This is a genomic window from Lentzea sp. HUAS TT2 (genome assembly GCF_051853195.1).
Lineage (GTDB): Bacteria > Actinomycetota > Actinomycetes > Mycobacteriales > Pseudonocardiaceae > Lentzea.
Genome location: NZ_CP196667.1, coordinates 10045443 through 10068019, shown reverse-complemented (window position 1 = coordinate 10068019; position 22577 = coordinate 10045443). Strand labels below are relative to the sequence as shown.

Annotated in this window: 17 protein-coding genes; 6 read left to right on the top strand and 11 right to left on the bottom strand. The window is 68.8% G+C overall.

The genetic code is table 11. The annotated features are described in order from the left end of the window. Window positions 1-217: 217 nt before the first annotated feature. Window positions 218-475, top strand: a complete 258-nt coding sequence (locus tag ACSHWB_RS47665; protein WP_401041549.1) for a helix-turn-helix domain-containing protein — start codon at window positions 218-220, stop codon at window positions 473-475. Between the two features lie 15 nt (window positions 476-490). Here ACSHWB_RS47665 and ACSHWB_RS47660 read toward each other — a convergent pair whose 3' ends face one another. After that, window positions 491-1669: a cytochrome P450 gene (locus ACSHWB_RS47660; RefSeq protein WP_439659966.1), complete on the bottom strand. Its 1179-nt coding sequence runs from the start codon at window positions 1667-1669 to the stop codon at window positions 491-493. A 164-nt stretch (window positions 1670-1833) separates the two neighbouring features. Between ACSHWB_RS47660 and ACSHWB_RS47655 the strand changes: the two genes are divergently transcribed. Next, window positions 1834-4635 (top strand): glycosyl hydrolase family 95 catalytic domain-containing protein, encoded by a 2802-nt coding sequence (locus ACSHWB_RS47655; protein WP_439659965.1) that lies wholly within the window; start codon window positions 1834-1836, stop codon window positions 4633-4635. Beyond that, window positions 4632-6620 carry an NPCBM/NEW2 domain-containing protein gene (locus ACSHWB_RS47650; protein ID WP_439659964.1) on the top strand — a complete coding sequence of 663 codons (1989 nt, stop codon included), beginning with the start codon at window positions 4632-4634 and terminating at the stop codon, window positions 6618-6620. The genes ACSHWB_RS47655 and ACSHWB_RS47650 overlap by 4 nt, the downstream gene beginning before the upstream one ends. On the opposite strand, the gene ACSHWB_RS47645 is transcribed toward ACSHWB_RS47650, so the two are convergent. Continuing rightward, window positions 6574-7899, bottom strand: coding sequence for an amino acid permease (locus tag ACSHWB_RS47645; protein ID WP_439659963.1), 1326 nt, complete (start codon window positions 7897-7899; stop codon window positions 6574-6576). The two genes, ACSHWB_RS47650 and ACSHWB_RS47645, sit on opposite strands and share 47 nt — an antisense overlap. Before the next feature lie 116 nt (window positions 7900-8015). Between ACSHWB_RS47645 and ACSHWB_RS47640 the strand changes: the two genes are divergently transcribed. Then, on the top strand, window positions 8016-8510 hold the full coding sequence (locus tag ACSHWB_RS47640) for a hypothetical protein (protein ID WP_439659962.1): 495 nt from the start codon (window positions 8016-8018) through the stop codon (window positions 8508-8510). Here ACSHWB_RS47640 and ACSHWB_RS47635 read toward each other — a convergent pair. From ACSHWB_RS47635 to gabT, 4 genes are all read right to left on the bottom strand, one after another. After that, window positions 8485-8997 (bottom strand): CAP family protein, encoded by a 513-nt coding sequence (locus ACSHWB_RS47635; protein ID WP_439659961.1) that lies wholly within the window; start codon window positions 8995-8997, stop codon window positions 8485-8487. The two genes, ACSHWB_RS47640 and ACSHWB_RS47635, sit on opposite strands and share 26 nt — an antisense overlap. Window positions 8998-9416: 419 nt before the next feature. Beyond that, window positions 9417-10379 (bottom strand): LacI family DNA-binding transcriptional regulator, encoded by a 963-nt coding sequence (locus tag ACSHWB_RS47630; RefSeq protein WP_439659960.1) that lies wholly within the window; start codon window positions 10377-10379, stop codon window positions 9417-9419. Between the two features lie 309 nt (window positions 10380-10688). Next, complete coding sequence (locus tag ACSHWB_RS47625) at window positions 10689-12101, bottom strand: aldehyde dehydrogenase family protein (RefSeq protein ID WP_439659959.1); 1413 nt, start codon at window positions 12099-12101, stop codon at window positions 10689-10691. After that, window positions 11996-13279, bottom strand: coding sequence for a 4-aminobutyrate--2-oxoglutarate transaminase (gene gabT / locus ACSHWB_RS47620; RefSeq protein ID WP_439659958.1), 1284 nt, complete (start codon window positions 13277-13279; stop codon window positions 11996-11998). The genes ACSHWB_RS47625 and gabT overlap by 106 nt, the downstream gene beginning before the upstream one ends. Before the next feature lie 81 nt (window positions 13280-13360). Between gabT and ACSHWB_RS47615 the strand changes: the two genes are divergently transcribed. Continuing rightward, window positions 13361-14623, top strand: coding sequence for a PucR family transcriptional regulator (locus ACSHWB_RS47615; protein ID WP_439659957.1), 1263 nt, complete (start codon window positions 13361-13363; stop codon window positions 14621-14623). On the opposite strand, the gene ACSHWB_RS47610 is transcribed toward ACSHWB_RS47615, so the two are convergent. Both ACSHWB_RS47610 and ACSHWB_RS47605 read right to left on the bottom strand, forming a co-directional pair. Next, window positions 14597-15394 carry an intradiol ring-cleavage dioxygenase gene (locus tag ACSHWB_RS47610; protein WP_439659956.1) on the bottom strand — a complete coding sequence of 266 codons (798 nt, stop codon included), beginning with the start codon at window positions 15392-15394 and terminating at the stop codon, window positions 14597-14599. The genes ACSHWB_RS47615 and ACSHWB_RS47610 overlap by 27 nt on opposite strands. Window positions 15395-15593: 199 nt before the next feature. Beyond that, on the bottom strand, window positions 15594-16742 hold the full coding sequence (locus ACSHWB_RS47605) for an FAD-dependent monooxygenase (RefSeq protein WP_439659955.1): 1149 nt from the start codon (window positions 16740-16742) through the stop codon (window positions 15594-15596). 75 nt (window positions 16743-16817) lie between these two features. Here ACSHWB_RS47605 and ACSHWB_RS47600 point away from each other — a divergent pair, with 75 nt between their 5' ends. Further along, on the top strand, window positions 16818-17279 hold the full coding sequence (locus ACSHWB_RS47600) for a MarR family winged helix-turn-helix transcriptional regulator (RefSeq protein WP_439659954.1): 462 nt from the start codon (window positions 16818-16820) through the stop codon (window positions 17277-17279). Here ACSHWB_RS47600 and ACSHWB_RS47595 read toward each other — a convergent pair. From ACSHWB_RS47595 to ACSHWB_RS47585, 3 genes are read right to left on the bottom strand one after another with little or no spacing between them, the layout of a single operon-like run. Further along, window positions 17266-19644 carry a TIM-barrel domain-containing protein gene (locus tag ACSHWB_RS47595; RefSeq protein WP_439659953.1) on the bottom strand — a complete coding sequence of 793 codons (2379 nt, stop codon included), beginning with the start codon at window positions 19642-19644 and terminating at the stop codon, window positions 17266-17268. The genes ACSHWB_RS47600 and ACSHWB_RS47595 overlap by 14 nt on opposite strands. Next, window positions 19641-21017 (bottom strand): glycoside hydrolase family 28 protein, encoded by a 1377-nt coding sequence (locus ACSHWB_RS47590; RefSeq protein WP_439659952.1) that lies wholly within the window; start codon window positions 21015-21017, stop codon window positions 19641-19643. Before ACSHWB_RS47590 ends, ACSHWB_RS47595 begins: the two co-directional genes overlap by 4 nt. Before the next feature lie 4 nt (window positions 21018-21021). After that, the gene (locus ACSHWB_RS47585; protein WP_439659951.1) at window positions 21022-22446 is read right to left on the bottom strand and encodes a glycoside hydrolase family 28 protein; all 1425 of its coding nucleotides are present in this window, start codon (window positions 22444-22446) and stop codon (window positions 21022-21024) included. Window positions 22447-22577: the final 131 nt, after the last annotated feature.

Below are 22577 nucleotides of genomic sequence, written 5' to 3'. Positions count from 1 at the left end.
GCGCTCGAAGTCCGGGGGCCGGGTGGCTGCCTGGGTTTACGACAAGGCGTCACCAAAAGGCGGTCCTATCGGACAGCCACCTCACGAGTCCTGTTGCTATACAACTTTGGACCACCTCCTCTCGTGTGTAAGACGAACCTATGTCGATCCCGGCCGGGCTCGCAACGGACTTTTCTCACGCCACCCGGCACGTCTGGTTCGCGTAGAATCCGCAGCCATGGTGCGCATCCCACTGACGTCGCTGGAACGGGAGCGCGGCAGGCGGCTCGGTCAGATGCTGCGGGACGCCCGCGGCGAGGAGAGCATGGTCGAGATCGCGGCCCGCGCCGGCCTGTCCGCCGAGACCGTGCGCAAGATCGAGACCGGACGTGCCCCCACGCCGTCGTTCTTCACCATCGCCGCCCTCGCGGGTGCGCTCGGGATCTCGCTCGACTCGATCAACGAACTGCTGACCCCGCAAAGCCGGTCGGCGTAGCTCACCGCCTGGCCGTCACCACGTGACCGGCATCGCCAGCGGACCCCGCATGGCCATGCCCACCCGCCATTCCACGTCACCGGCCAAACGCAGGTCCGGGAACCGTTGGAGCAGCGCCGTCAGCGCGACCTGCACGTCCATCCGCGCCAGCTGCGCGCCGATGCAGTGGTGCGGCCCGTGCCCGAACGCGAGGTGTCCCTTGGCGTTGCGCGTCACGTCGAACCGGTCCGGGTCGAGGAACTGGCGGGGATCGCGGTTGGCGGCGTGCTTCGCGAGCAGGACGGCCTCGCCCGCGCGCACCGTGCCGCCGCTCAGCTCGACGTCCTCCAGGGCGTAGCGGGGCAGGACGTCCGCGACCTGCTGCCCGGGGATCCACCGCAGCATCTCCTCGACGGCGCCCGGCATCAGGCCCGGCTCCGCGCGCAGCAGTGCGGCCTGGTCGGGGAACCGCAGCAGGGTGTGGACCGAGTTGGCGATCTGGCTCGCGGTCGAGTCGTACCCCGCGCCGAGCAGCAACACCGTGATCTGCACCAGTTCTTCGGCGGTGAGCCGGTCGCCTTCCTCCTGTGCCACCACCAGCGCGCTGATCAGGTCGTCCTCCTGGTGCACGCGGCGCTGGTCGGCGAGGCCCGCCAGGTAGCCCGCCAGTTCCCCGAGCTTCGACAGCTTCTCCTCGTCGGTCATCGCCGTGGTGGACATGAACGCCTCGGCGAGCGACTGGAAGTGGTCGCGGTCGTCGTACGGGACCCCCAGCAGATCGCAGACCATCAAGCCGGGCAACGGAATCGCGTACGCGGTCAGCAGATCGGCCGGCGGCCCGGCCTTCTCCATCTCGTCGAGCAGGTCGGCGGCCACGCGTTCCGCGGTGGCGCGCAGCTGTTCGACGCGGCGCACGGTGAACGCGTGCGACAGCAGGCGGCGCAACCGGGTGTGGTCCGGCGGGTCCATGTCGGTCAGGATCGCGCCGATGCGCGTCGGGCCCATCCTGGGGGTGTCCCGCACGGCCGCCTGCGCCAGGCTGAACCTCGGGTCGCTCAGCGCTAATCGGACGTCGTCGTATCTCGTGAGCAGCCAGCCCTCTTCCCCGTGGGGGAGTTTGACGCGGGCCAGGGGTTCGTCGTCACGCAGTCGGGCGTATGTCGGGTCGAGGTCGAGCCCGTCCACCGGACCGAACGGGTAGGAACGCGCTGTCATGAGCATCCTCCAAGGGTTTGCGGCAGCCTCAGCGTACTTCCGGTAAACGCTTACATCCGAGGCTTGACCGGTCTTGACCGTCTTCATTGGCGGTCCTAGGCTGCGTTCGGACCTACACATCCGATCTTTAGGCGCCGCCGCCAACGGACCTGAAGGGTGCTGGAGTGGAGCTGTCGCGGCGCGGGCTCATGGGCGGGGTGGTGGCGGGAGCGGCGCTCACGGCGCTGCCCGCCGGGGCGGAAGCGGAGACTTCCGGATGCACGACGAGGATCGACTGGGAGAGGTTCCTCGGTGAGCAGGACCTGGTGTGGTTGCGGGTTCCGCGCGCCTGGTACGAGGGACCGTTCCTGGGCAACGGGTTTCTCGCCACCGCGGTCTACCGCGAGCCCGGCGCGAACGCACTCCGGTTCACCGTCGACCACGCGGAGGTGCAGGACCACCGGCCGCAGTTCGGCAACGAGTGGGGTGTGGCACGGCTGCCGGTCGGACGGCTGCTGCTGACGCCGGTCGGCACGATCACCGGGGTCGACCTGCGGCTCGACCTGTGGAACGCCGAGCTGCGCGGCAAGATCCTCACGGACCGCGGTGAGCTGGCGGTCAGGTCGTTCGTGCACGCCGAGAAGTCGTTGCTGTGCCTGGAGGTTCGCCCCACGAGTGGCGAGCGGGCGTTCCGGCTGGAGTTCCAGGCGCTCGACGCGGTGAGTCCGCGCACGATCCGCGAGCCACCGCCCGCGACGTTCCCGCCCAACCCGAAACCCGTCAGCCGCACCGTGAACGGGCTGACGCTCGTCATCCAGGAGATGGTCGCGGGTGGACAGACGGCCACGGCGTACCGGACGCGCGAACGCCGAAGCGGCAAGGACTTCCTGTTGTCGGTGGAACATTCGTTCCCGGACAGCACCGCGGAGGCCGCGGTCAGGACCGCGATCACCACGGCGCCACCACCGCTGGTGCTGCGCGGGCAGCACCAGCGGTGGTGGCACCGCTTCTACCGCAAGAGCTTCGTGTCCGTGCCGGACGCGCTGATGCAGAGCTTCTACTGGATCCAGCTGTACAAGCTCGCGTCGGGCGCACGCCGCGAAGCACCGATCATGCCGACCACCGGGCCGTGGCTGGAGCCGACGCCGTGGCCGTCGGTGTGGTTCAACCTCAACGCGCAGCTCGAGTACTGGCCGGTGCTCGCCTCGAACCACCTCGAGCTCGACCCCATCCCGCGCACGATCTCGCAGCACCAGCAGATCCTGGTCGACGCGCTGCGGCCCGAGTTCCGCGCGGACTCGATGGGGTTGCGGCGCAGCACCGACCCGACGTTTCAGGACGCCGGGTTCGTCGGCTCGCCGCTGCACCCGTCGCCGGACCCGGAGATCGGGAACCTGCCGTGGCTGCTGCACAACGCGTGGCTGCACTACCGGCACAGCATGGACGAACGGGTCCTGCGCGACACCGTCTTCCCGGTGTTGCGCAGATCCACGAACTACTACCTGCATTTCCTGCGCAAAGGTGACGACGGCAGGCTGCACCTGCTGCCCACCTACTCGCCCGAGTACGGCGTCGCGCCGGACTGCAACTACGACCTCGCGCTGCTGCGCTGGTCGTGCCGCACGCTCATCGAGTCGGCGCGGATCCTCAAGATCGCCGACCCGCTGGCCCCGCGCTGGCAGGAGGTGCTGGACCAGCTCGTCGAGTACCCGGTGGACGCGGGTGGTTTCATGATCGGCGCCGGGGTGCCGTTCGCGAAGTCGCACCGGCACTACTCGCACCTGCTCGCCGTCTACCCGCTGCACGAGGTCACCTGGGAGCAGCCGGAACGCCGCGACCTCATCGCGCGCTCGCTGAAGCACTGGCTGAGCTTCGAGGGGTCGTTGCGGGGCTTCACCTTCACCGGCGCCGCCTCGATCGCGGCCCAGATGACCCGCGGAGATGAGGCGCTGGGCTACCTGCGCGAGTTCGTGGCCAGGTTCGCGCAGCCCAACACCATGTACTTCGAGGCGGGGCCGGTGATCGAGACGCCGCTGAGCGCCGCGAAGTCGTTGCAGGACATGCTGGTGCAGAGCTGGGGCGGGCTGATCCGGATCTTCCCTGCGGTGCCGGCTGCGTGGCGGGACGTCACGGTCCACAACACCCGCACCGAGGGCGCGTTCCTGGTCAGCGCGGTGCGGCGCGGTGGCAGGACCCGGTTCGTGCGCGTCCGCAGCGAGGCCGGTCAGCCGTGCCGCGTCCGCACGGGCATCGACGGGCCGCTGACCGTGCGCGGCTGCTCGCGGTGGAGCGTGCGGGACGGCGTGGTCGAACTGGAGGTCGCCCGCGGCCAGGAGGCCCTGATCCACGCCAAGGGGGAGCGCGACTTCACGATCGCGCCGGTGCGGGTCACGTCCCCCGCACAGCGCTGGGGGCTGCCCGCGTTGCCGCCCGGTGGCAGCGCGGTGCCGGTGGACATCAGTGCCGCGTTCGACAACGACGGGCTGTCGAACGAGTTCACCAGCCGTGACGGCGACTTCGACGGTCTCGGTAACACCTATCCGGCCGCTCAACTGCCGCAGACCGGGTCCGTCACCGACGACGGTGTGCTGTTCGAGTTCCACAACGGCGACGAGGCCAGCAGGAACAACACCGTCGCAAATGGACAGACGCTCGCTGTTCCCGTTGGCAGGTACACGAAGCTGCACCTGCTCGTGGCCGCCGACACCGGCAACGTCGAGGCGGACGGTGCGGTGGTGTACGCCGACGGCGCCGCCGCGGCCAAGTTCCGCGTGACGGCCTGGCAGCAACGGCCGCAGTTCGGCGAGTCGGAACCCGTGACCACGACGCTGATGCACACGCCGTCCGGTCCGGTGACCAGGCAGGTGTCGATCTTCCACCAGTCCGTCGACCTGGACGCCGCCCGAGAGCTCTCCGCCGTCACCCTGCCCAGGACGGGCGGGCCACGCCTGCACGTCTTCGCGATCACCTTGGAGAAGCCGAAGTGAGATCACTGCTCACCGCGCTGGCGCTGGTCGCAGCGTCCGTGGTCGTACCGGCAACACCCGCAGCGGCCGTGGACCCGACGTTGGCGCTGACGCCACCGATGGGGTTCAACAACTGGAACACCACCGGCTGCGACATCAACGAGCAGATGATCCGCGACATGGCGGACATCTTCGTGACGAAGGGGCTCAAGGACGCCGGCTACCAGTACGTCAACGTCGACGACTGCTGGGCGGACGCGACCCGCGACCCCGAGACCGGACGGCTGCGCAACCACCCCGTGCGGTTCCCCAGCGGCATGAAGGCGCTGGCGGACCACATCCACGCGCGTGGTCTCAAGTTCGGCATCTACACGAGCGCCGGCGTGCAGACGTGCGCCAAGACCATGCCGGGTGCGCTGGACCACGAGGAGATCGACGCGCAAACGTTCGCGGACTGGGGCGTCGACTACCTGAAGTACGACAACTGCAACAACGAGGGCCGTCCCGCCCTGGAGCGCTACACGAAGATGCGGGACGCGCTGAAGAAGACCGGACGGCCGATCGTCTACTCGATCTGCGAGTGGGGCCAGAACAAGCCGTGGGAGTGGGGCAAGGGCGTCGGGCACCTGTGGCGCACCACCGGCGACATCAACGACACCTGGTCCAAGACCGTCGAGATCCTCAAGCTCAACGCGCCGCTGGACGCCTACGCCGGGCCCGGCCACTGGAACGACCCCGACATGCTGGAGGTCGGCAACGGGCGGCAGAGCACCGTCGAGTACCGGAGCCACTTTGCGCTGTGGTCGATCATGGCGGCCCCGCTGCTGATCGGCGCGGATCTGCGCAAGGTCTCCGCCGAGCATCTCGACATCCTGCGCAACAAAGAGATCATCGCGGTCAACCAGGACCGGCTGGGCGTCCAGGGCAAGGTGATCCACCAGGAGAACGGGCACTGGGTCTTCGTGAAGCCGCTGGCCAACGGGGACAAGGCGGTGGCCTTGTTCAACGAGTCCGAGGTGAACGCGACGATCTCGACCTCGGCGCGTGCGGCGGGGTTGCCGCGCAGCGTCGGTTACACCGTGCGGGACCTGTGGCAGGGCAAGGACTTCCAGTCCGCCGGGCAGATCTCCGCCTCGCTGCCGCCGCACGGCACCGCGATCTTCCGGGTGAAGGCGTCGCAGGACTGGTACCGGCACGAGCCCGCGATCGACACCTCGCTGGACGTCGCGGCCACGGTGCCCGGCATCCCCGGCACGATCACGCCGGCCGGGGAACCGTTCGTGGCCACCGTGACCGCCACCAACCAGGCGCCGGTTCCGCTGCTGAACGCGTCGCCCTCCTTCGCGGCGCCCGCCGGGTGGAAGGTCGAGAAGCTCTCCGCCGAACGGGCACCGGTCCTGCTGACCTCGCAGTCGGTGCAGGGCAGGTGGCGCGTCACACCCCCTGCCGGCGTCACGCCTGGGGCACATGCGTTGCGCGGCTCGCTGGGCGTGACCTGGGTCGGGCACGGCAGGTTGTCGCGGCCCGTGGAGGCCGGGGTGCTCGTGCCGGGTGCAGGGCCGTCAGGGGAGGTGTGGGCCAGCGACGTCGCGTTCACCACCGAACGCAGCGGGTACGGGCCGGTCGAGCGGGACCGGTCCAACGGCGGCTACGTCGGTGGTGACGGCAAGACGTTGACCATCAACGGGAAGACCTACACGAAGGGACTCGGCGCGCACGCCCAGGCCGAGCTGATCCTGTACGTGGGCGGGCGGTGCACGTCGTTCTCGTCCGAGGTCGGCATCGACGACGAACGCGACGTGAACCAGGTCGGCTCGGCGGTCTTCGAGGTCTGGGCGGACGGCACCAAGGTCGCCGACAGCGGGCTGCGGACGTGGCGCGACGACGCCGTGCCGGTGGCGGGGTCGTTGCGGGGCGCCAAGTTCCTGCGGCTGGTGGTCGGCGACGGCGGTGACGGCGTCAGGTTCGATCGGGGAGACTTCGCCGGCGCAAGGCTGTCCTGCTGAGTGCCACCGCGGCGATGACGGCGACGAGCACGCCCGTGGACAGGATCTGCCCGCGGGCCTGCTCGTCGCTGAGCATCAGCACGATGATGCCGAGGATCGCCGCCAGCGCCACCCAGGACAGGTACGGGTAACCCCACATGGGGACCGCCGGGTTCTCGTACGTGCGGCGCAGCCGGATCTGCGAGATCGCGACGAACGCCCAGACGACCAGCAGCGCCGAGCCCACCGCGTTGAGCAGCAGCAGGAACACCGTGTCCGGCCACAGGTAGTTGAGCAGCACGGAGAAGAAGCCGAACGCCGTGGAGGCGAGCACGGCGTTGCGCGGGACGCCGTTGCTCTTGGTGAGCAGTGCCTGCGGTGCCTCGCCGCGTTCGGCGAGCGAGCTGAGCATGCGGGCCGCGCCGTAGAGGGTGGCGTTGATGGCGCTCAGCAGCGCCACGAAGATGACGACGTTCATGATCTGCCCGGCCGCCGGGATGCCGATCCGGTTGAGCACCGCGACGTACGGGCTCGCGCCGACCTCGGAGTCGTTCCACGGCAGGAGCGTCACGACCACGGCCATCGAGCCGAGGTAGAAGACCAGCAGCCGGGTCATGGATGTCCGGACGGCCTTCTTCACGGCGTGCTGGGGGTCCTCCGCGTCGGCCGCGGCGATCGTGACGACCTCCAGCCCGCCGAACGCGAACACCACCGCCACGAACCCGGCGATCACGCCGCCCCAGCCGTGCGGGAGGAAGTCCTGCAGGTTCTGCGTGCCAGGGGAGTCGACGCCGGGGAGCAGCCCCGCGATGGCGGCCGCACCCAGCACCAGGAACAGCACGATCGCGGCGACCTTCAGGCCGGCGAACCAGAACTCGAACTCGCCGAAGTTGCGGACGCCCGCGAGGTTCACGGCTGTCAGCGCCGCCATGAAGATCAGCACCCACGCCCACTGCGGCACCGCGGGCACCCAGCCGGACGCGATCTTGGCCGCGCCGGTCGCCTCGACCGCGAGCACGACACCGACGGCCGCCCAGTAGGTCCAGCCGACCGTGAAACCGGCCCACGGCCCTATCGCCTTTTCCGCGTGCACTGAGAACGCGCCACCACTCGGGTGTTCCGCGGCCATTTCCCCGAGCATGCGCAGGACGAGCAGAGCCAGAATTCCGGCAAGTCCAAATGAGATGAGCACCGCCGGTCCGGCGAGCGCTATGCCCGCACCCGTCCCGACGAACAGACCCGCTCCGATCACGCCTCCCAGCGCGATCATGGTGACATGCCGTTCCCGCAGGTGAGTCACGCTCTCCAGCCCCGTTCGAGTGTGCCGATGGCGGCCCGATAGTGAGTTCATGGCGGCGGAGAGTCAAATCGTGTGATCGGAGTTACACCGTACTGAAACAAGTGAGGGTGAGATCCATGAACTCGCCTAAGGGAGTACTGCCGTCCGGGGTTCTGCCACAACTCGACACGTTCTCCGGCTCACTCGAGCGTTACTCGAACTGGGGCTGGCTGGTGCTGCGGTCGGAGAACCGGCTGCTGCTGACCACCGACCACACCGTGTCCGCCGTGGAGATGGCGGCGGGGATCGGCGGGGAGGTGCAGCACTACCTGTCCGTGCGGATGCTCGGCGGGCCGGTGGTGGTGTTGCCCTCCGCGTCTGGGACCGCTGGGCGATGGCTCATCCTCACCGAATCCGCCGACGAGGCCTCGCAGGTGAACCTGATCCGGCTGCGCGCCCGCGGGGCGCTGACCCACCGGCTGGGGACGCTCGTGCCGTTGCCGCCGTCCCGGATCGACGGGGGCGGGGTGCGGTGGTCGGGCGAGGTGCCGGCGTCGCGGCCGTTCCTGCCGCCGTTCTCGGCGGTGGTGGCCGCGTTGCGGGCTGTTACGGAGACAGCCGGGCTGCGCTGACGGGTGACATCACGTTCGCCCTGAAGTGACCGAGGGTGTTGCCGCGCTCGGCGAAGTTCAGCACCACGTACGTGCCGTTGCGGCCTTGCGTCAGGCCGACGCCCACGCGGTCCGACGACCGCCAGACCATCGCGGTGAAGTGCAGGACGCCGTAGTCCACGTGTGACTGCGTCATCTCTTTGCCGTAGTCGTAACCGCGCGATTCGCCGTACCAGTCTTCCAGGGCTTTCACGATCACTGAATCGATTGGCTTCGTGCGCCCGGTCTTGTAGAGGTTCTCGCCGTACGCGTTGTCCGGGCGGTGTTCGAAACGCTTTGTCGTGTGCAGGTGATCGGCCCATTCTTGCGCTGTTCTTGACACTTCGGAATCGAGGGAGAGAGGCGCGACACCGTGCTTTGCGCGGTAGGAGTTCAGCAGTTCCACCGTCTTGGCAACGAGGTCCGAGGCGTGTGCAGGGGGTGGTGGGAACATCAGGGCTGCCGCCACGGCGATTACGGTGAGCATCGATCGCATAGCTAGCTTTGTCCCCCAAATGGTGCATGGCGGGCAAGACCGACCAGTAAAATCGCTGTCTTGATAGGCGCTGCGTAGTCGTGGTGTAGCCTTAGTGTGTGACCCAGGTCACGGGTGGGCTAGGTGTGAGGGGACACCCCTACGACCCCCTTGGGTTACCGCCGACTACCCCGGTTGCGATGCAAATTCACTCCACAGGACGCGGCTGAGGCTCTACGGTTTGTGATGTCGAACACCAACGTGAGGAGCTTGTCATGGATGGCTACGAAATTCTCGCCGACGAAGACGGCCACGTTCGCGGGTACGACTAGAACCCACTCGACGGGCCGCGCGAGGGAGTCACCCGAAGCGACTCCCTCGCGGCCTGAGTGGTCAACCGGCCACTTGTCCGGTCAGGACGAAGAATGCGCGCGGGTCGTGCTCGCGCGGACCACGAGCGTCGTCGGGAGTTCCCGGTGCTCGGCCGGTCCGCCGTCGAGCAGGGTCGCGAGGAGGTCGACGGCGACCTCGCCGGCGTCCTCGGTGGGCATGTGGACGGTCGTCAGCGCGGGCGAGCACATCGTCGCGTAGAGGATGTCGTCGAAGCCCGTGACGCTGATCTGCTCCGGCACCTTGACGTCGTGCTCCGCGAGGTAGGCGAGCGCGCCCAGTGCGATCAGGTCGTTGTAGGCGATGAACGCCGTCGCGCCGGTCTTGAGCGCCTGCTCGGCGGCCGCGTAACCGCCGTCGAAGTTCGGTTCGAACGAGCCGAGCAACCGGGCGCGGCCACCCAGGCCCTGCATCCTGCGGTTGTTCGACCACGCCGCGGCCGGGCCGCCCAGGTAGACGTAGTCCTCGTGGCCCAGCGACTCCAGGTGCGCGACCACCTGCTCCATGCCGGAGGCGCTGTCCATCAGCACGGACGAGACGCCCGGCACGATCCGGTTGATCAGCACCAGCGGTGTCGCCGCGGCCAACTCGACGATCGTCTCGTCCGTCAGCAGCGACGCGCACAGCACCACGCCGTCGACCTGCGACGCCATCGTCCGCACCAGCTCGGCCTCGGTCTCCGGGTCCTCCCTGCTGTCGCAGAAGAACACCGAGGTGCCCGCCTCGCCCGCCTTCGTCTGCACGCCCCGCAGGACGGAGGGAAAGAACGGGTTGAGCAGGTCGGGCACCACCACGGCGAGGTTCCCGGTGCGGCCGGTGATCAGGCTTCTCGCCGCCCGGTTCGGCTGGTAGCCGAGCCCGGCGACGACGTCCAGGACCCGTTGCCGGGTGGCTTCCTTGACCAGTCCCGGCGCGCTGAGCGCACGCGAGACCGTCGAGACGGAGACCTGAGCCTGGCGAGCGACATCCCTGATCGTGACGGCCACGCGCAAATCATCGCAGTCAAGGTCAAGAGCGCCGCACTCGTGCGGCTGGCACCTGGCCAGAGGTCTTGCCCGAGACCTCGTGTCCTTGTTGGCGCCGAGGCGTCTGCAAGTACCACCAACTCTTGATCGAATCGCCGTCAACCACACCCAACCTGTTCGCCGTCCGACGAACAGGCGCTGCGTTCTCAGGCCCCAGTTGGTAGTAGGAAAGTGCCTGTTGATGTTGAGTTGGTGGTACTTGCAGACGCCATCAGGGCCAGGCGCGGGGCCGCTTGGGCGAGTAACGAACGCAACTTCTGGCAACAGGCTTTAGAGCTCCAGGCCCGTCAGGACCAGAACGCGCTGTTCGGTGAGGTCGTCCATGGCCGCGCGCAGGCCCTCCCTGCCGATGCCGGACTCCTTCACACCGCCGTACGGCATCTGGTCCGCGCGGTAGCTCGGCACGTCGCCGACGATCACACCACCGACCTGGAGTCGTTGCGCGGCGCGGAAAGCGAGCCGCACGTCGGTGGTGAACAGCCCGGCCTGCAGGCCGTACCGGGAGGCGTTGACGAGGTCGAACGCCTCCTCGACGCTGTCGACCCTGGTCAGCGTCACGACCGGGCCGAACACCTCCTCGACGTTGACCTTCGAGTCTTCCGGCACGTCAGTCAGCACGGTCGGCGCGTAGGTGCGGCCCTCGCGGGTGCCGCCGGTCAGGACCGTCGCCCCTGCCTCCCGCACCCACTCCTCGACGCGGTCGGCGGCGGCGTCGTTGATCAACGGGCCGACGTCGCCGGCCACGTCGAGCTTGTTCACGTGCTGCACAACGGCTTCCGAGACCGCGTCGTACACGTCGGTGTGCACGTAGACGCGCTGCACCGAGATGCAGGACTGGCCGGCCTGGTACATCGCGAACGTGGCGATGCGCTGCGCGGCGAACTCGACGTCCTGCCAGTCCGGCGCGACGATCGCGGCCGCGTTGCCGCCGAGCTCCAGCGTGACGTGCTTGCGCGGCACGCGTTCCTTGATGCCCCAGCCGACCGGGCCGGAGCCGGTGAACGAGACCACCGGCATACGTGGGTCCTCGACGAGGCGCGCGGTGTCCTCATTGGACAGGTGCAGGATCGAGAAGGCGCCGTCGGGCAGGTCGGTCTCGGCCAGCAGCTCGCCGAGCAGGAACGCGACCTTCGGCGTGGCGGGCGCGGGCTTCAGCACGATCGGCGCACCGACCGCGATGGCCGGGGCGACCTTGTGCGCCACCAGGTTCAGCGGGAAGTTGAACGGCGCGATGCCCAGCACCGGACCGCGCGGCACCCGGCGGACCAGCGCGAGGCGACCCTCCGCGGACGGGTCGGTGTCGAGGCGCTGCAGCTCACCGGAGAACCGGCGCGCCTCCTCGGAGGCCCAGCGGAACGTGGAGATCGCGCGGGTCACCTCGACGCGGGCCCACTTCAGCGGCTTGCCCGAGTCGTCGTTGATGGCCTGGGCGAACTCCTCGGCGCGTTCGGCCAGCCGCCGGGACACGTGGTCCAGCGCGGACGCACGGCGGTGTGCCGGCAGGGCGGCGAGTTCGGGAGCGACGGCGACGGCCTTCGCGACGGCGTTCTCGACGTCCGCGGGGGTGTGGAATTCGATCATGCGAGCAGGGCTCCTTCGAGCACGTCGAGACCTTCGGCGAGCAGGTCGTCCGGGATGACCAGTGGGGGCAGCAGGCGGATCACGTTGCCGTAAGTGCCGCACGTCAGCACGACGACACCCTGTTCGTGGCACGCCTTCGCGACGCGCGCGGCGACATCGGGCGTGCGTTCGGTGAACTCGATGGCGAGCATCGCGCCACGGCCGCGGATGTCCGCGATGACGTCGGTCTTCTCCGCGATCGCCCTGAGCCTGGCCAGCACGGTCTCCTCGATGCGGCGGGCGGCGGCGTTCAGGTCGCGTTCGCGCATCGTGCGGATGGCGCCCAGGGCCGCCGCACACGCCACCGGGTTGCCGCCGTAGGTGCCGCCGAGGCCGCCGACGTGCACGGCGTCCATGATCTCGGCGCGACCCGTGACGGCGGCGAGCGGCAGACCGCCCGCGATGCCCTTGGCCGTGGTGATCAGGTCCGGCACCACGTCCTCGTGGTCGAGCGCGAACCACTCGCCGGTCCGGCAGAAGCCGGTCTGGATCTCGTCGGCGACGAACAGCACACCGCGCTCACGGCACCATTCAGCGAGCGCGGGCAGGAAGCCCTCGGCGGGGGCGATGAACCCGCCTTCGCCCTGGATCGGCTCGATCACGAGTGCGGCGGTGTTGTCCGCGCCGACCTGCTTCTCGATCGCGGCGATCGCACGCGCGGCCGCCTCGGGCCCGGTCAGGCCGTCGTGCAGCGGGTAGGAGGCCGGCACCCGGTAGACCTCGGGCGCGAACGGGCCGAACCGGTGCTTGTACGGCATGTTCTTGGCGGTCAACGCCATCGTGAGGTTCGTGCGGCCGTGGTAGCCGTGGTCGAACACCACGACGGCCTGCCTGCCGGTGACGTGCCTGGCGATCTTGACCGCGTTCTCGACGGCCTCGGCGCCGGAGTTGAACAGCACCGACCGCTTCTCGTGGTCGCCGGGCGTGAGCTCGTTCAACGCCTCGCAGACCTCGAGGTAGCTCTCGTACGGCGTGATCATGAAGCAGGTGTGGCTGAACCGGTCGATCTGCGCGTGCACCGCCTCGGCGACGGCGGGAGCGGGGTTGCCGACGTTCGTCACGGCGATGCCGGAGCCGAGGTCGATGAGCTGGTTGCCGTCGACGTCGATCAGCAGGCCGTCGTCGGCGGAGTCGATGTAGGCGGGCAGCGTCGAGCCCACCCCGGCGGCGACGGCGCCCTTGCGCCGCGCCTGGAGTTCCAGCGATTTGGGACCGGGGATCGCGGTGCGCAGTCGGGTCATAGGCTCAGCATGGCCCTGGTCAGCAGGCTGCGCAGTGTCTGAAATGGCGATCTGTGGGCGTTGAGATGTACAAAGTGGCACATGCCCATCACGCTGCGGGAACTCGCCGGGAAGCTCGCGTTGCCGGTGCTCGCCGGGGACGTGTCGAGGCCGGTCGGGTGGGTGCACGGGACGGAACTGGAGGATCCGACGCCGTTCCTGGAGGGCGGCGAGCTGTTGCTGACGACAGGTCTCAACGCCCTGAGGGACGGGTACGTCGAACGGCTCGTGCGCGCAGGGGTCGTCGGACTCGGCTTCGGCACCGGTCTGGGGCACGACGTCGTGCCGCCCGCACTGGTGGAAGCGGCGGCTCAGGCGGGACTGGGACTGGTCGAGGTGCCGCGCGAGGTGCCGTTCATCGCGATCAGCAAGGCCGTGTCGAAAGCGCTGGCCGCGGACGAGTACGCGGCTCTGACCAGGACCAGCGAAGCCCAGCGCGCGCTCACCAGAGCCGCTGTCCGCGCCGGTGTCGGGGGAGTGGTGCGCAGGCTCGGCCAGTGGATCGACGGCTGGGCCGTGCTCCTCGACGCGGCCGGCGAGCCCGTGCACGCCCACAACCCGCGTCTCATCCCTGACCTGACCGCCGAGCTCGCCCGGCTGAAGACCGCGGGCGGCCTGGCCAGCGCCGCGTTCGAGCTCGACGGCGTGCACGTTTTCCTCCAGGTCCTCGGCAGCCGCGCCCGAGGCGTGCTGGCGGTCGGCACCGCCAAGCCGGATCCGGGCATCGTCAACACGGCGGCGTCGCTGCTCGTCCTCGCTCTCGCCCAGCACGACTCCGTCGACGCGGCCAGGAGGGAGCTGCGTACCGGCGAGTTCCGGATGCTGTTGGCAGGGCTGCCGATCGACGGACTGCCCGCACGGTTCCGGGTGTTCCTCGCCGACGAACCACCGGGCGACACCGTGTTCTGGGCCGAAGTGGACGGTGACGTCGTCGTGCTCACCGAAGAGTTCGACGGCGTCGCTTCGTCCGAAGTGGACGCCACAGAGGTCGCGCGCGGCTATCGCGAGGCCCAGCAGGCACGTCGCGCGGGTGTGCGGACCTTCGAGGACCTGGCCGGCAGCCTGAAGGTCCCGGACGGGTTCGCGGACGCGTTGCTCAGACCACTCGACGCCGAGACCCGTGAGACGCTGCGGATCTGGCTGACCCACCACGGCGCCTGGGACCCGGCGGCGGCGGAGTTGGGCGTGCACCGCCACACGCTGCGCAACCGTGTGCGCAAGGCGGAGCAGGCCCTCGGCCGCTCGCTCGACTCACCCGGTCTGCGCGCGGAGCTGTGGCTAGCCCTCCACCGCGAAGGTCAGTGAGGCCGTGTAGCCGGACCCGACGTCGCCCGACATGGTCGCCATCTGATGGTCCGTGCCGTCGCGGAACACCATGTCCTGCTGCAACGACGTCCGCGACATGTTCCGGACGCTCTGCGTGTACCCGGTGGTGCCGTAGACCTCCTTGCACGTCGACTCGGGCAACGCGAGCTGCGAGGTCGTGATCTTGTTGCCCGCCTTGGTCGCCTCGGCGAGGCTCGGGTAGACCTCGAAGTGGATGTGCGGCCACCGTCCCGAGTACGCGCCGGGGAAGACGCTGACGAACTTCAGCTTCCCGGACGAGTCGGCCTCCTGGACGCCGCGCAGGAAGTTCTCGTCCTTCACGCGGTCCGAGTACATCGAGTAGTCGCCGTTGATGTCGCAGTGCCACAGGTAGACGGCCGCGCCCGCGAACGGCTTGCCGTCGTCGTTCTGCACGGTCAGGTCGATGGTCAGCTGCACGCCCTCGGCCGTGCGGGTCGAGGAGCCGAAGCTGGAACGGATGTCCGAACGCACGATCCCGCTCTGCGTCAACGCGTTCGGGCCGTTGGAGCCGTCGCCGGGGTAGGGACCGGCGGTCTCCTCGGGAATCACCTCCAGCGGCGAGCCGTCCGCCGTGGTGGAACCGGCCGTGGTGGTCGAGGTCGCGGTGGTGGTCGACGGGGCGCAGGCCACGAGAGTCAGGCCTGCGCCGCCGAGCAGCGTCAACGCCCGCCGACGCCCGAAGAGCGTGGCGAGGTCGAACTGGAGGCCGCGGTCGTGGTTGTCCGTCATGCGACTCAGATTGCGGCCGAATCCTGTGAGCCGCCTGTGGACAACCTGTCTGTGTCGTATGGCCGCTGTGCTTTTGGCCGCTGCTCCGCAGACGGCGGTGAGTTCGTCGGGAAGTCGGTCGTCCGGCCACAGCTTCGGCCCGAATCGCCTGCGGCGGTTGACCCGACGAGGTGACCGGACGACCGACACGAACTCACACCTAGCTGAATTCCGGGAGGGTCAGCGCGGAGTGCTCGGGCCGGGCGGGCGCCGCGGGGATCGTGGCGCGGGAGCGCAGGCTGGCGTTGCGTGCCGCCAAAGTCTCCGGAGTGCCGGGGAACAGCTCCGCGTCGCCCACGTCGACCAGGCCCTGGTTCGCCTCGACGAACGGCCTGATCGTGCGTTCGTAAGCCCCGAAGTCGTTCATGTTGCCCGCCAGCACGTAGGCGCCGACCAGCGCGAGGCTCGACCCCTGTCCCGTGAGGAACGACGGGGCGTACGCGGCGTCCCCGACGAGAGCGACGCGGCCGGACGACCAGCGCGGCATGCGGATCTGGCTGACCGTGTCGAAGAACAGGTCGTCGGCCGCCTGCATCGCCTTGACCAGCCCCGGCACCTCCCAGCCGTCCTCGGCGAACACCGACGTCACCAGGTCGCGCTGGGCCTGCGGGTCGCGGAACGCGCCGAACGGGGCCTCGGCGCGCGCGAAGCTCAGGAAGCCGTGGATGTTCTCGTTGAACCCCACCGCGTACAGGGCGGCGGCGCGGCCGGGTTCGTTCCACATCAAGGCTTCCTGCCTCAAACCGAGGTGGTTGGGCAGGGTGAAGCCGGCGAAGCAGTAGCCGAGGTAGCGGTGGAACTGCTCCTCCGGCCCGAACGTCAGCTCGCGCACCGCCGAGTGCAGCCCGTCCGCGCCGATGACGTGGTCGTAGGTGCGCTGGAGGCCGCTGCGGAACGTCACGTCCACGCCGCCGACGTGCTCGTTCATCGCCAGAATGCTGTTGTCGAAGAGGAACTCGACGTCGTCGCGCACGGTCTCGTAGAGGATCTCGGCGAGGTCGCCGCGCCGCACCTCCAGGTCTGTGCCGTCGCCGCCGATGAGGGTTTCCGGGCTGATCGACGCGACCTGGCTGCCGTCGGCGTTGAGGAACGTGATCCGGTGGGTGTCCACGTGGGCCTCGCGCAGGCGGGGGAGCAGGCCCATCCGGTCGACCACCCCTAACGCGGTGCCGCGGATGTCGATCGGGTAGCCGCCGCCGCGCAGCGCGTCGGACTTCTCCACGACGGTCACGTCGAAGCCGTTGCGCCGCAGCCAGAACGCGAGCGCGGGACCGGCGATGCTGGCGCCGGAGATCAGGACTGAGCTCATGGGGTCCTCCAGTTACCTGACTTAGGTAGGCTTTTCTGCCCGACGAAAGCATATACCTAAGTTAGGTAGGTAAGTGTGAGCGACGCCCTGGACCCTGCCGCGCTGCTGCCGCGCCTCATGCAGCTGGGCACCGTGCTCAACCGCAGCCAGCTGGTCGAGCGGGGGATGGAGAGCGTCGGCCTCCCGCTCGACCGGCCCGGCCTGACCGTGCTCATCACCCTGCGGATGGCCGGTCAGCCGTTGCGGGTGGGGGAGATCGCCGCACGGATGCAGGTCGTCGGCCCGCACGTCACGCGGCACCTGCACGACCTGGAGCGCGCCGACCTGGTCCGCCGTGTCACCGACCCCGACGACCAGCGTGCGCGCCTGGTGGAGCTGACCGAGACCGGCGCCGCGGCGGCCGGGCGGTACCTGGAGGCCGTCCTCGGCCGGTTCACCGGTGCCGTCGCCGACTGGTCCGAGGAGGACCAGGTGACGTTCGGGCGGCTGCTCAGCCGGTTCGTGGACGACCTCCAGGCGCACCTCAGCCGAGAGTGAGCACCACGGTGCTGGAGCCGTGCCGGGGGCGCAGCTTCAGCACCGTGCCACCGAACGTGCCGGGCGCGGAGGTGACAGCCGCCCAGCCCGTCGCCTTGCCGCGCAGTTCCTCGACGGTCGAGGCGCCGGCGGGTTTGCCGTCGATCACCACGCGCCGCACGTCCGCCGGCACCATCAGCTGCGACTCGGCCGGCGCACCCCGCAGTGTCACCAGGACGTGCTTGCCGAACGAGCTGACCTGGAGGTTGCCGAACCGGCCGTTCGCGGTGGGCGACACGAGCCAGCCCGCCCGGTCGCGCCGGTCCAGGTCGTTGACACCCCAGGCCTTCGACCAGACGTTCGGCGTGCGGAAGTTGAACGGCACGGCCGAGCCCGCCCGCAGGTAGAGCGGGAACTCGTCCAAAGTGGACTCGCGAGTGATCGTCCTGCCGCCGGCCACCCGCGCCCCGGAGAACAGGTCGATCCACTCACCGCGCGGCAGCCAGACGTCGACCGGCGTCGGTTTCCCGGCGGCGCCGTCGGCTTCGGCGCGGTCGGCCGTCACCGGAGCCGCGAGCAGGTCCGGCCCGACCATGAACTGCTGGTCGGCCTTCCACGCGGCCTCCTCGCCGGGATAGCGGAACGCCATCGGTTGCGTGATCGGCGTGCCATCGCGAGAGGCACGAACGGCTTGCGCGTACAGGTACGGGAACAGCTCGTAGTGCAGCACGGCGGCTCTGCGGAACCGCTCGAACGTCGCCGCGTCGTACACCCACGGCGTCGAGTTGCGGCCGGAGCTGCCGACCTGGAAGACCGGCGTCACCGCGGACTGCTGCGCCCATCGGACGAACAGCGACTCCGACGGGCCACCACCGAGGTTGCGGTAGCCGCCGATGTCCGAGCCGTGCACCGGGTGTCCGGAGATCCACGAGTTGATGCCGCGCCGGGTCGTGAGCCGCAGGCCGTCGAAGCTCATGTCCGCGTCGGCCTGCCAGAAGCCGTGCAGGATTCCCGGCATGCCGTCGCCGCCCGCGCGGAACAGCGTCGTGTAGTTCTCGCCGTGCACCTTCCGCAGCATCTTCACCACGGATTCCGCGTACAGCAACGGATACTCGTTGTGGATCAACGTGCCGGGTCCGCCGGCGAACGTCGTCTCCTCGAAGTTGTGCTCCTCGCCGCGATCGCCCTTGACGAAGTTCACGCCCATGCGGAACACGGCTTCCAACCGAGCCTCGTAGTGGGCGCGCGCAACGGGGTTCGTGAGGTCGATGTCCCACACGTTCGTGCGGTCCGACTGCGCGAACGAGCCCTCCGGGTAGTCGTGCGGGCACGTCTTGCCGTCCGAGGTCTTGTTGAGGAACGGCGCCACCCACACGCCCATGTTCACGCCACGCGACCGCATCCAGTCGATCGTGCCCTGCGCGTCGGGATACATCGTCTTGTCGAACTTCAACGCGCCGATGCACGCGTAGGTCGGCCGGGCGCCCTCAGGACCCTGCTCCCACGGGTTGTCGACCCAGAGCGTGTCGAGCGGGACGCCGCGGGCCTGGAACTGCGTGACGTCCTCGACGACCTCGTCGGAGTGGTTGTACTTGTCGCGCCACTTCGTCAGGGCGAACTGCCGGGCGGGCGGCAACGTGGGCGTGCCGACGCGTTGGAAGTAGGCGCTGTTGACCTTCTCCGGCGAACCCGCGTACACCTCGTAGTCCAGCCGGGAGGTCTTGAAGCACAGCTGGATCCGGTCCGGCACGCCTGAGGTGACCGGGCAGGGTGCCGGTTTGTCGGCGCAATGGTCGTCGGCCACCGCGCCGGGGAACGCCGTCCTGCCGATCGCGCGAGTGTCCGCGTAGATCCCGTATCCCGCGCTGGACATGAAGAACGTCGAGGGCGCGCCGTTCTTGTTGCACTTGCCGAACGTCGACGCGCCGACGAACACGGCCTTGTTCAGCAGCACACGCCGTTGCAGGTCGACGAACATCGTGTGCGCGCCTCCGCCCAGGAAGTGCTCTTCCAGCGAGCCGGTGAGGTTGGCGGACACCTGCGCGACCCCCGCTGACGGCTCCAGCGTCCAGCCGACGCGCAGGCCGCGTCCGGTCCGCGTCACGACCACGTCTGCCGTCCGGGACACCTCGGTGGTCGCCACGACGTACCGCACGCCGCCCGGAACCCGTTTCTGGGCAACGACCTTCGTCAACGAGTGCTGCGTGCCGTCCGCGAGCCGGTAGAACGTCTCGCGCTGGCCGGTCAGCGTCCGCCGGCCGTCCTGGAAGTCCAGCGCGAACGGGGTGTTGGTGGCCTTCCACGACAGGCCCGGGGAAGCGACGGCGATCGGTGCGCCGGCCGTCAGTCCGGTGGCGACCAGGAGCAGTGTCAGCAGGTACCTCATGCCGGCACCACCCCGTTGATCGTGGTGTTGCGGAACACGAGGCCGTCGGTGTGCTCGACCAGGTTCGGCTCGGCGATCGCGGTGAACGTCGAGTTCGTGATCCGGACGTTCCTGATGTGCTGCTCCGGGAACCCTCGGAACGTCGCCGCGGTCCGGCCGCCGTTGATCCGCATCCGGTCGATCGTGAGGTTGTCGATCCGCGGGAAGAAGCCTTTGGTGCCGCCGTTCTGGTAGTACATCGACACGTACAGGATCTCGCGTTCGACGTTCTGCCCGAAGACGTCGCGCAGGTGCACGCCGTCGATCACGCCGCCGCGGTCCTGGTTGGTCTTGACGTAGAGCGCGTGCTTGACCGGGTAGCGGCCGGGGAAGTCCGGCGCGTTGATCTCGCAGTCGCGGCAGAAGACCTTCCGCACGCCACCGGACATCTCGCTGCCGATCGTGATCCCGCCCCAGCGGCCGGAGAACTTGCAGCGCTCGACCACGATGTGGGTGGACGGGATGCCGACCCGCCGTCCGTCAGCATCCCGTCCGGACTTCACCACGACGCAGTCGTCGTTGGTGTTGAACTTCGAGTCGTGCACGTGCGCGTAGGAGGACGAGTCGAGGTCGACGCCGTCACCCTGCGAGTTCGTGGAGTAGATCTCGATCCGGCGCACGGTGATGTTGCACGAGAACACGAAGTGCAGCGACCACATCGCCGGGTTGCGGATCAGCACGTCCTCGACCAGCAGGTTCTGGCAGCGGAAGAACTGGATCATGTTCGGTCGCATGTTCCTGCCGGGACCCATGATCCGTTGCTCGACCGGGACGCCGTCCTCACCCCACTGCCGCAGCAACGCCGTCGAGCCCGCGCCCCAGCTCGCCCACTTGCCGCTGGGGGCGTCGCCGTCGATCGTGCCGCGGCCGGTGATGGCGATGTTCTTCTGCTCGAACGCGTAGATGAACGGCTGGTAGTTGTGGCAGAGCGTGCCCTCCCAGCGGGTGAGCACGAGCGGCAGGTAGTCCTCGGGGTCCGTGGAGAACTTCACCGTGGCGCCCTCGCGGACGTGGAGCTCCACATTGGACAGCAGCCGGATGCCGCCGTTGAGGAACGTGCCCGCGGGCACCACGACACGTCCGCCACCGGCGCGATGGCACGTCGTGATCGCGCGCTGGAACGCCTCGGTGTTCTTGGTCAGGCCGTCACCCTTCGCGCCGAACGCGGTGACGTCGTAGTCCTTCCTGCGGAAACGCGGTGGGCAGATGCGGGCCAGGATCATCGGCACCTCGCGCCACGGGTCCGCGGCCGCATTGGCGATCCCGGTGGGCAGCAGGAGACCGGCGGCGGTCAGGCCGGAGACACGGGCGAGATCACGACGTGACAGGGACACGGGATCAGACCTTCTTGCCGTTGATGGTCACGTTGGTGAACGTGGTGCCGTCCGCGTTCTTGATGCTGGGCTTCGCGGTGGCCACGTTCGTGAAGGTGCTGTTGGAGACCACGACGTTCCTGATGTGCGACTCGCCGAGGCCGTCCAGGGTGACCGCGGTCTTCTTGACCCCGTTGACGGTGAAGCCGTCGGCGGTGATGTTCTGCACCTTCGGGTTCACGATCGGGCCGTAACCGGGGCCGGTGAGGCTGTAGTTCAGCGTCACCATGATCGCCTCGCGGTCGACGTCGGTGGCCTTGATGCGGCGGGCGTGGATGTTCTCGACGGTGCCGCCGCGCCGCTTGTTCGTCTTGATGTACAGGACGTGGAACGGTTTGTACGACGAGCCCTTCTTCACCGTGCAGTCCTGGAAGAAGACGTTGCGCACCCCGCCGGACATCTCGCTGCCGACGGTCAGCGCGCCCCAGCGGCCCTCGAACGAGCAGTTCTCGATGACGATGTTCTCGCTCGCGACGCCGACCCTCCGGCCGTCGACGTCCCGGCCCGCCTTGATCGCGATGCCGTCGTCGCCGCAGTCGAACCGGCAGCCGGTGATGTGGACGTACCGCGACGCCTCGGGATCGCAGCCGTCGACCATGCCACCGCGGCTGTAGACGAAGATGTTCCGGATGGTCACGTTGGTGCACAGCACCGGATGCACGTTCCACATCGCCGAGTTGCGCAGCTGCACGCCTTCCACGAGCACGTTCCGGCACTCGTAGAGCGTGATCATGTTCGGCTTGAGGTAGTGGCCCATGCCGAACTTCCGCTCGGTCACCGGTTTGTCGTCGACGGCCTGCTTCTGCAGCTGTTCCCAGTCGGGCTGCCGCTTGCCGTCGTAGTCGAACCACGGTCCGGACGGGCCCTGGCCGTCGATCAGGCCGGGACCGGTGATCGCGATGTTCTCGGCCCTGCGGGCGTAGATGAACGACGAGAAGTTCATGCACTCGATGCCCTGCCACCGCGTGTAGACCAGCGGGAAGTCTTTGGGATCGGTGGAGAACTTGATGGTGGCGCCCTCGGACACGACGAGGTTCACGTTGCTGAGCAAGGTGATCGCGCCGGTCAGGAAGACGCCCTTCGGCACGACGACCTGGCCGCCGCCCGCCGCGGTGCAGGCCTCGACGGCCTTCCGGAACGCCTCGGTGTTCTTCGTCCTGCCGTCACCCTTGGCGCCGTACGCGGTGATGTCGAACCTGGCGTCGGGGAACGTCGGCGGCACGATCCTCGCGAGGATCGCGGGCACCTGGTCCCAGGGCGACTCGGCGATCGGGATCGCGGTGTGGTCCTGCGCCGAGGCGACCGGCGCGGACAGGAAGGAGCCGGACAACATCGTGACACCCGCGGTGGCACCGGCGACCCTGAGGAAGTCGCGGCGATTGGTCTCCATCGGCCGTCCTTTCGCGCGCATGCGTTGGCACAACTGCGAGCGGCGGCGATGAGAAGGTATTGAAAACCTTTTCACCCGATGTCTACACCCGATTCCGGCCCCGCGTCAACGGGTGCCCGAAGTCGGCATAC

Coding starts and splice junctions, on each gene's coding strand:
- ACSHWB_RS47640 (WP_439659962.1), top strand. CDS start 8,016: ATGAACTCGCCTAAGGGAGTACTGCCGTCCGGGGTTCTGCCACAACTC.
- ACSHWB_RS47585 (WP_439659951.1), bottom strand. CDS start 22,446: ATGGAGACCAATCGCCGCGACTTCCTCAGGGTCGCCGGTGCCACCGCG.
- ACSHWB_RS47665 (WP_401041549.1), top strand. CDS start 218: ATGGTGCGCATCCCACTGACGTCGCTGGAACGGGAGCGCGGCAGGCGG.
- gabT (WP_439659958.1), bottom strand. CDS start 13,279: ATGACCCGACTGCGCACCGCGATCCCCGGTCCCAAATCGCTGGAACTC.
- ACSHWB_RS47615 (WP_439659957.1), top strand. CDS start 13,361: ATGCCCATCACGCTGCGGGAACTCGCCGGGAAGCTCGCGTTGCCGGTG.
- ACSHWB_RS47595 (WP_439659953.1), bottom strand. CDS start 19,644: ATGAGGTACCTGCTGACACTGCTCCTGGTCGCCACCGGACTGACGGCC.
- ACSHWB_RS47660 (WP_439659966.1), bottom strand. CDS start 1,669: ATGACAGCGCGTTCCTACCCGTTCGGTCCGGTGGACGGGCTCGACCTC.
- ACSHWB_RS47610 (WP_439659956.1), bottom strand. CDS start 15,394: ATGACGGACAACCACGACCGCGGCCTCCAGTTCGACCTCGCCACGCTC.
- ACSHWB_RS47605 (WP_439659955.1), bottom strand. CDS start 16,742: ATGAGCTCAGTCCTGATCTCCGGCGCCAGCATCGCCGGTCCCGCGCTC.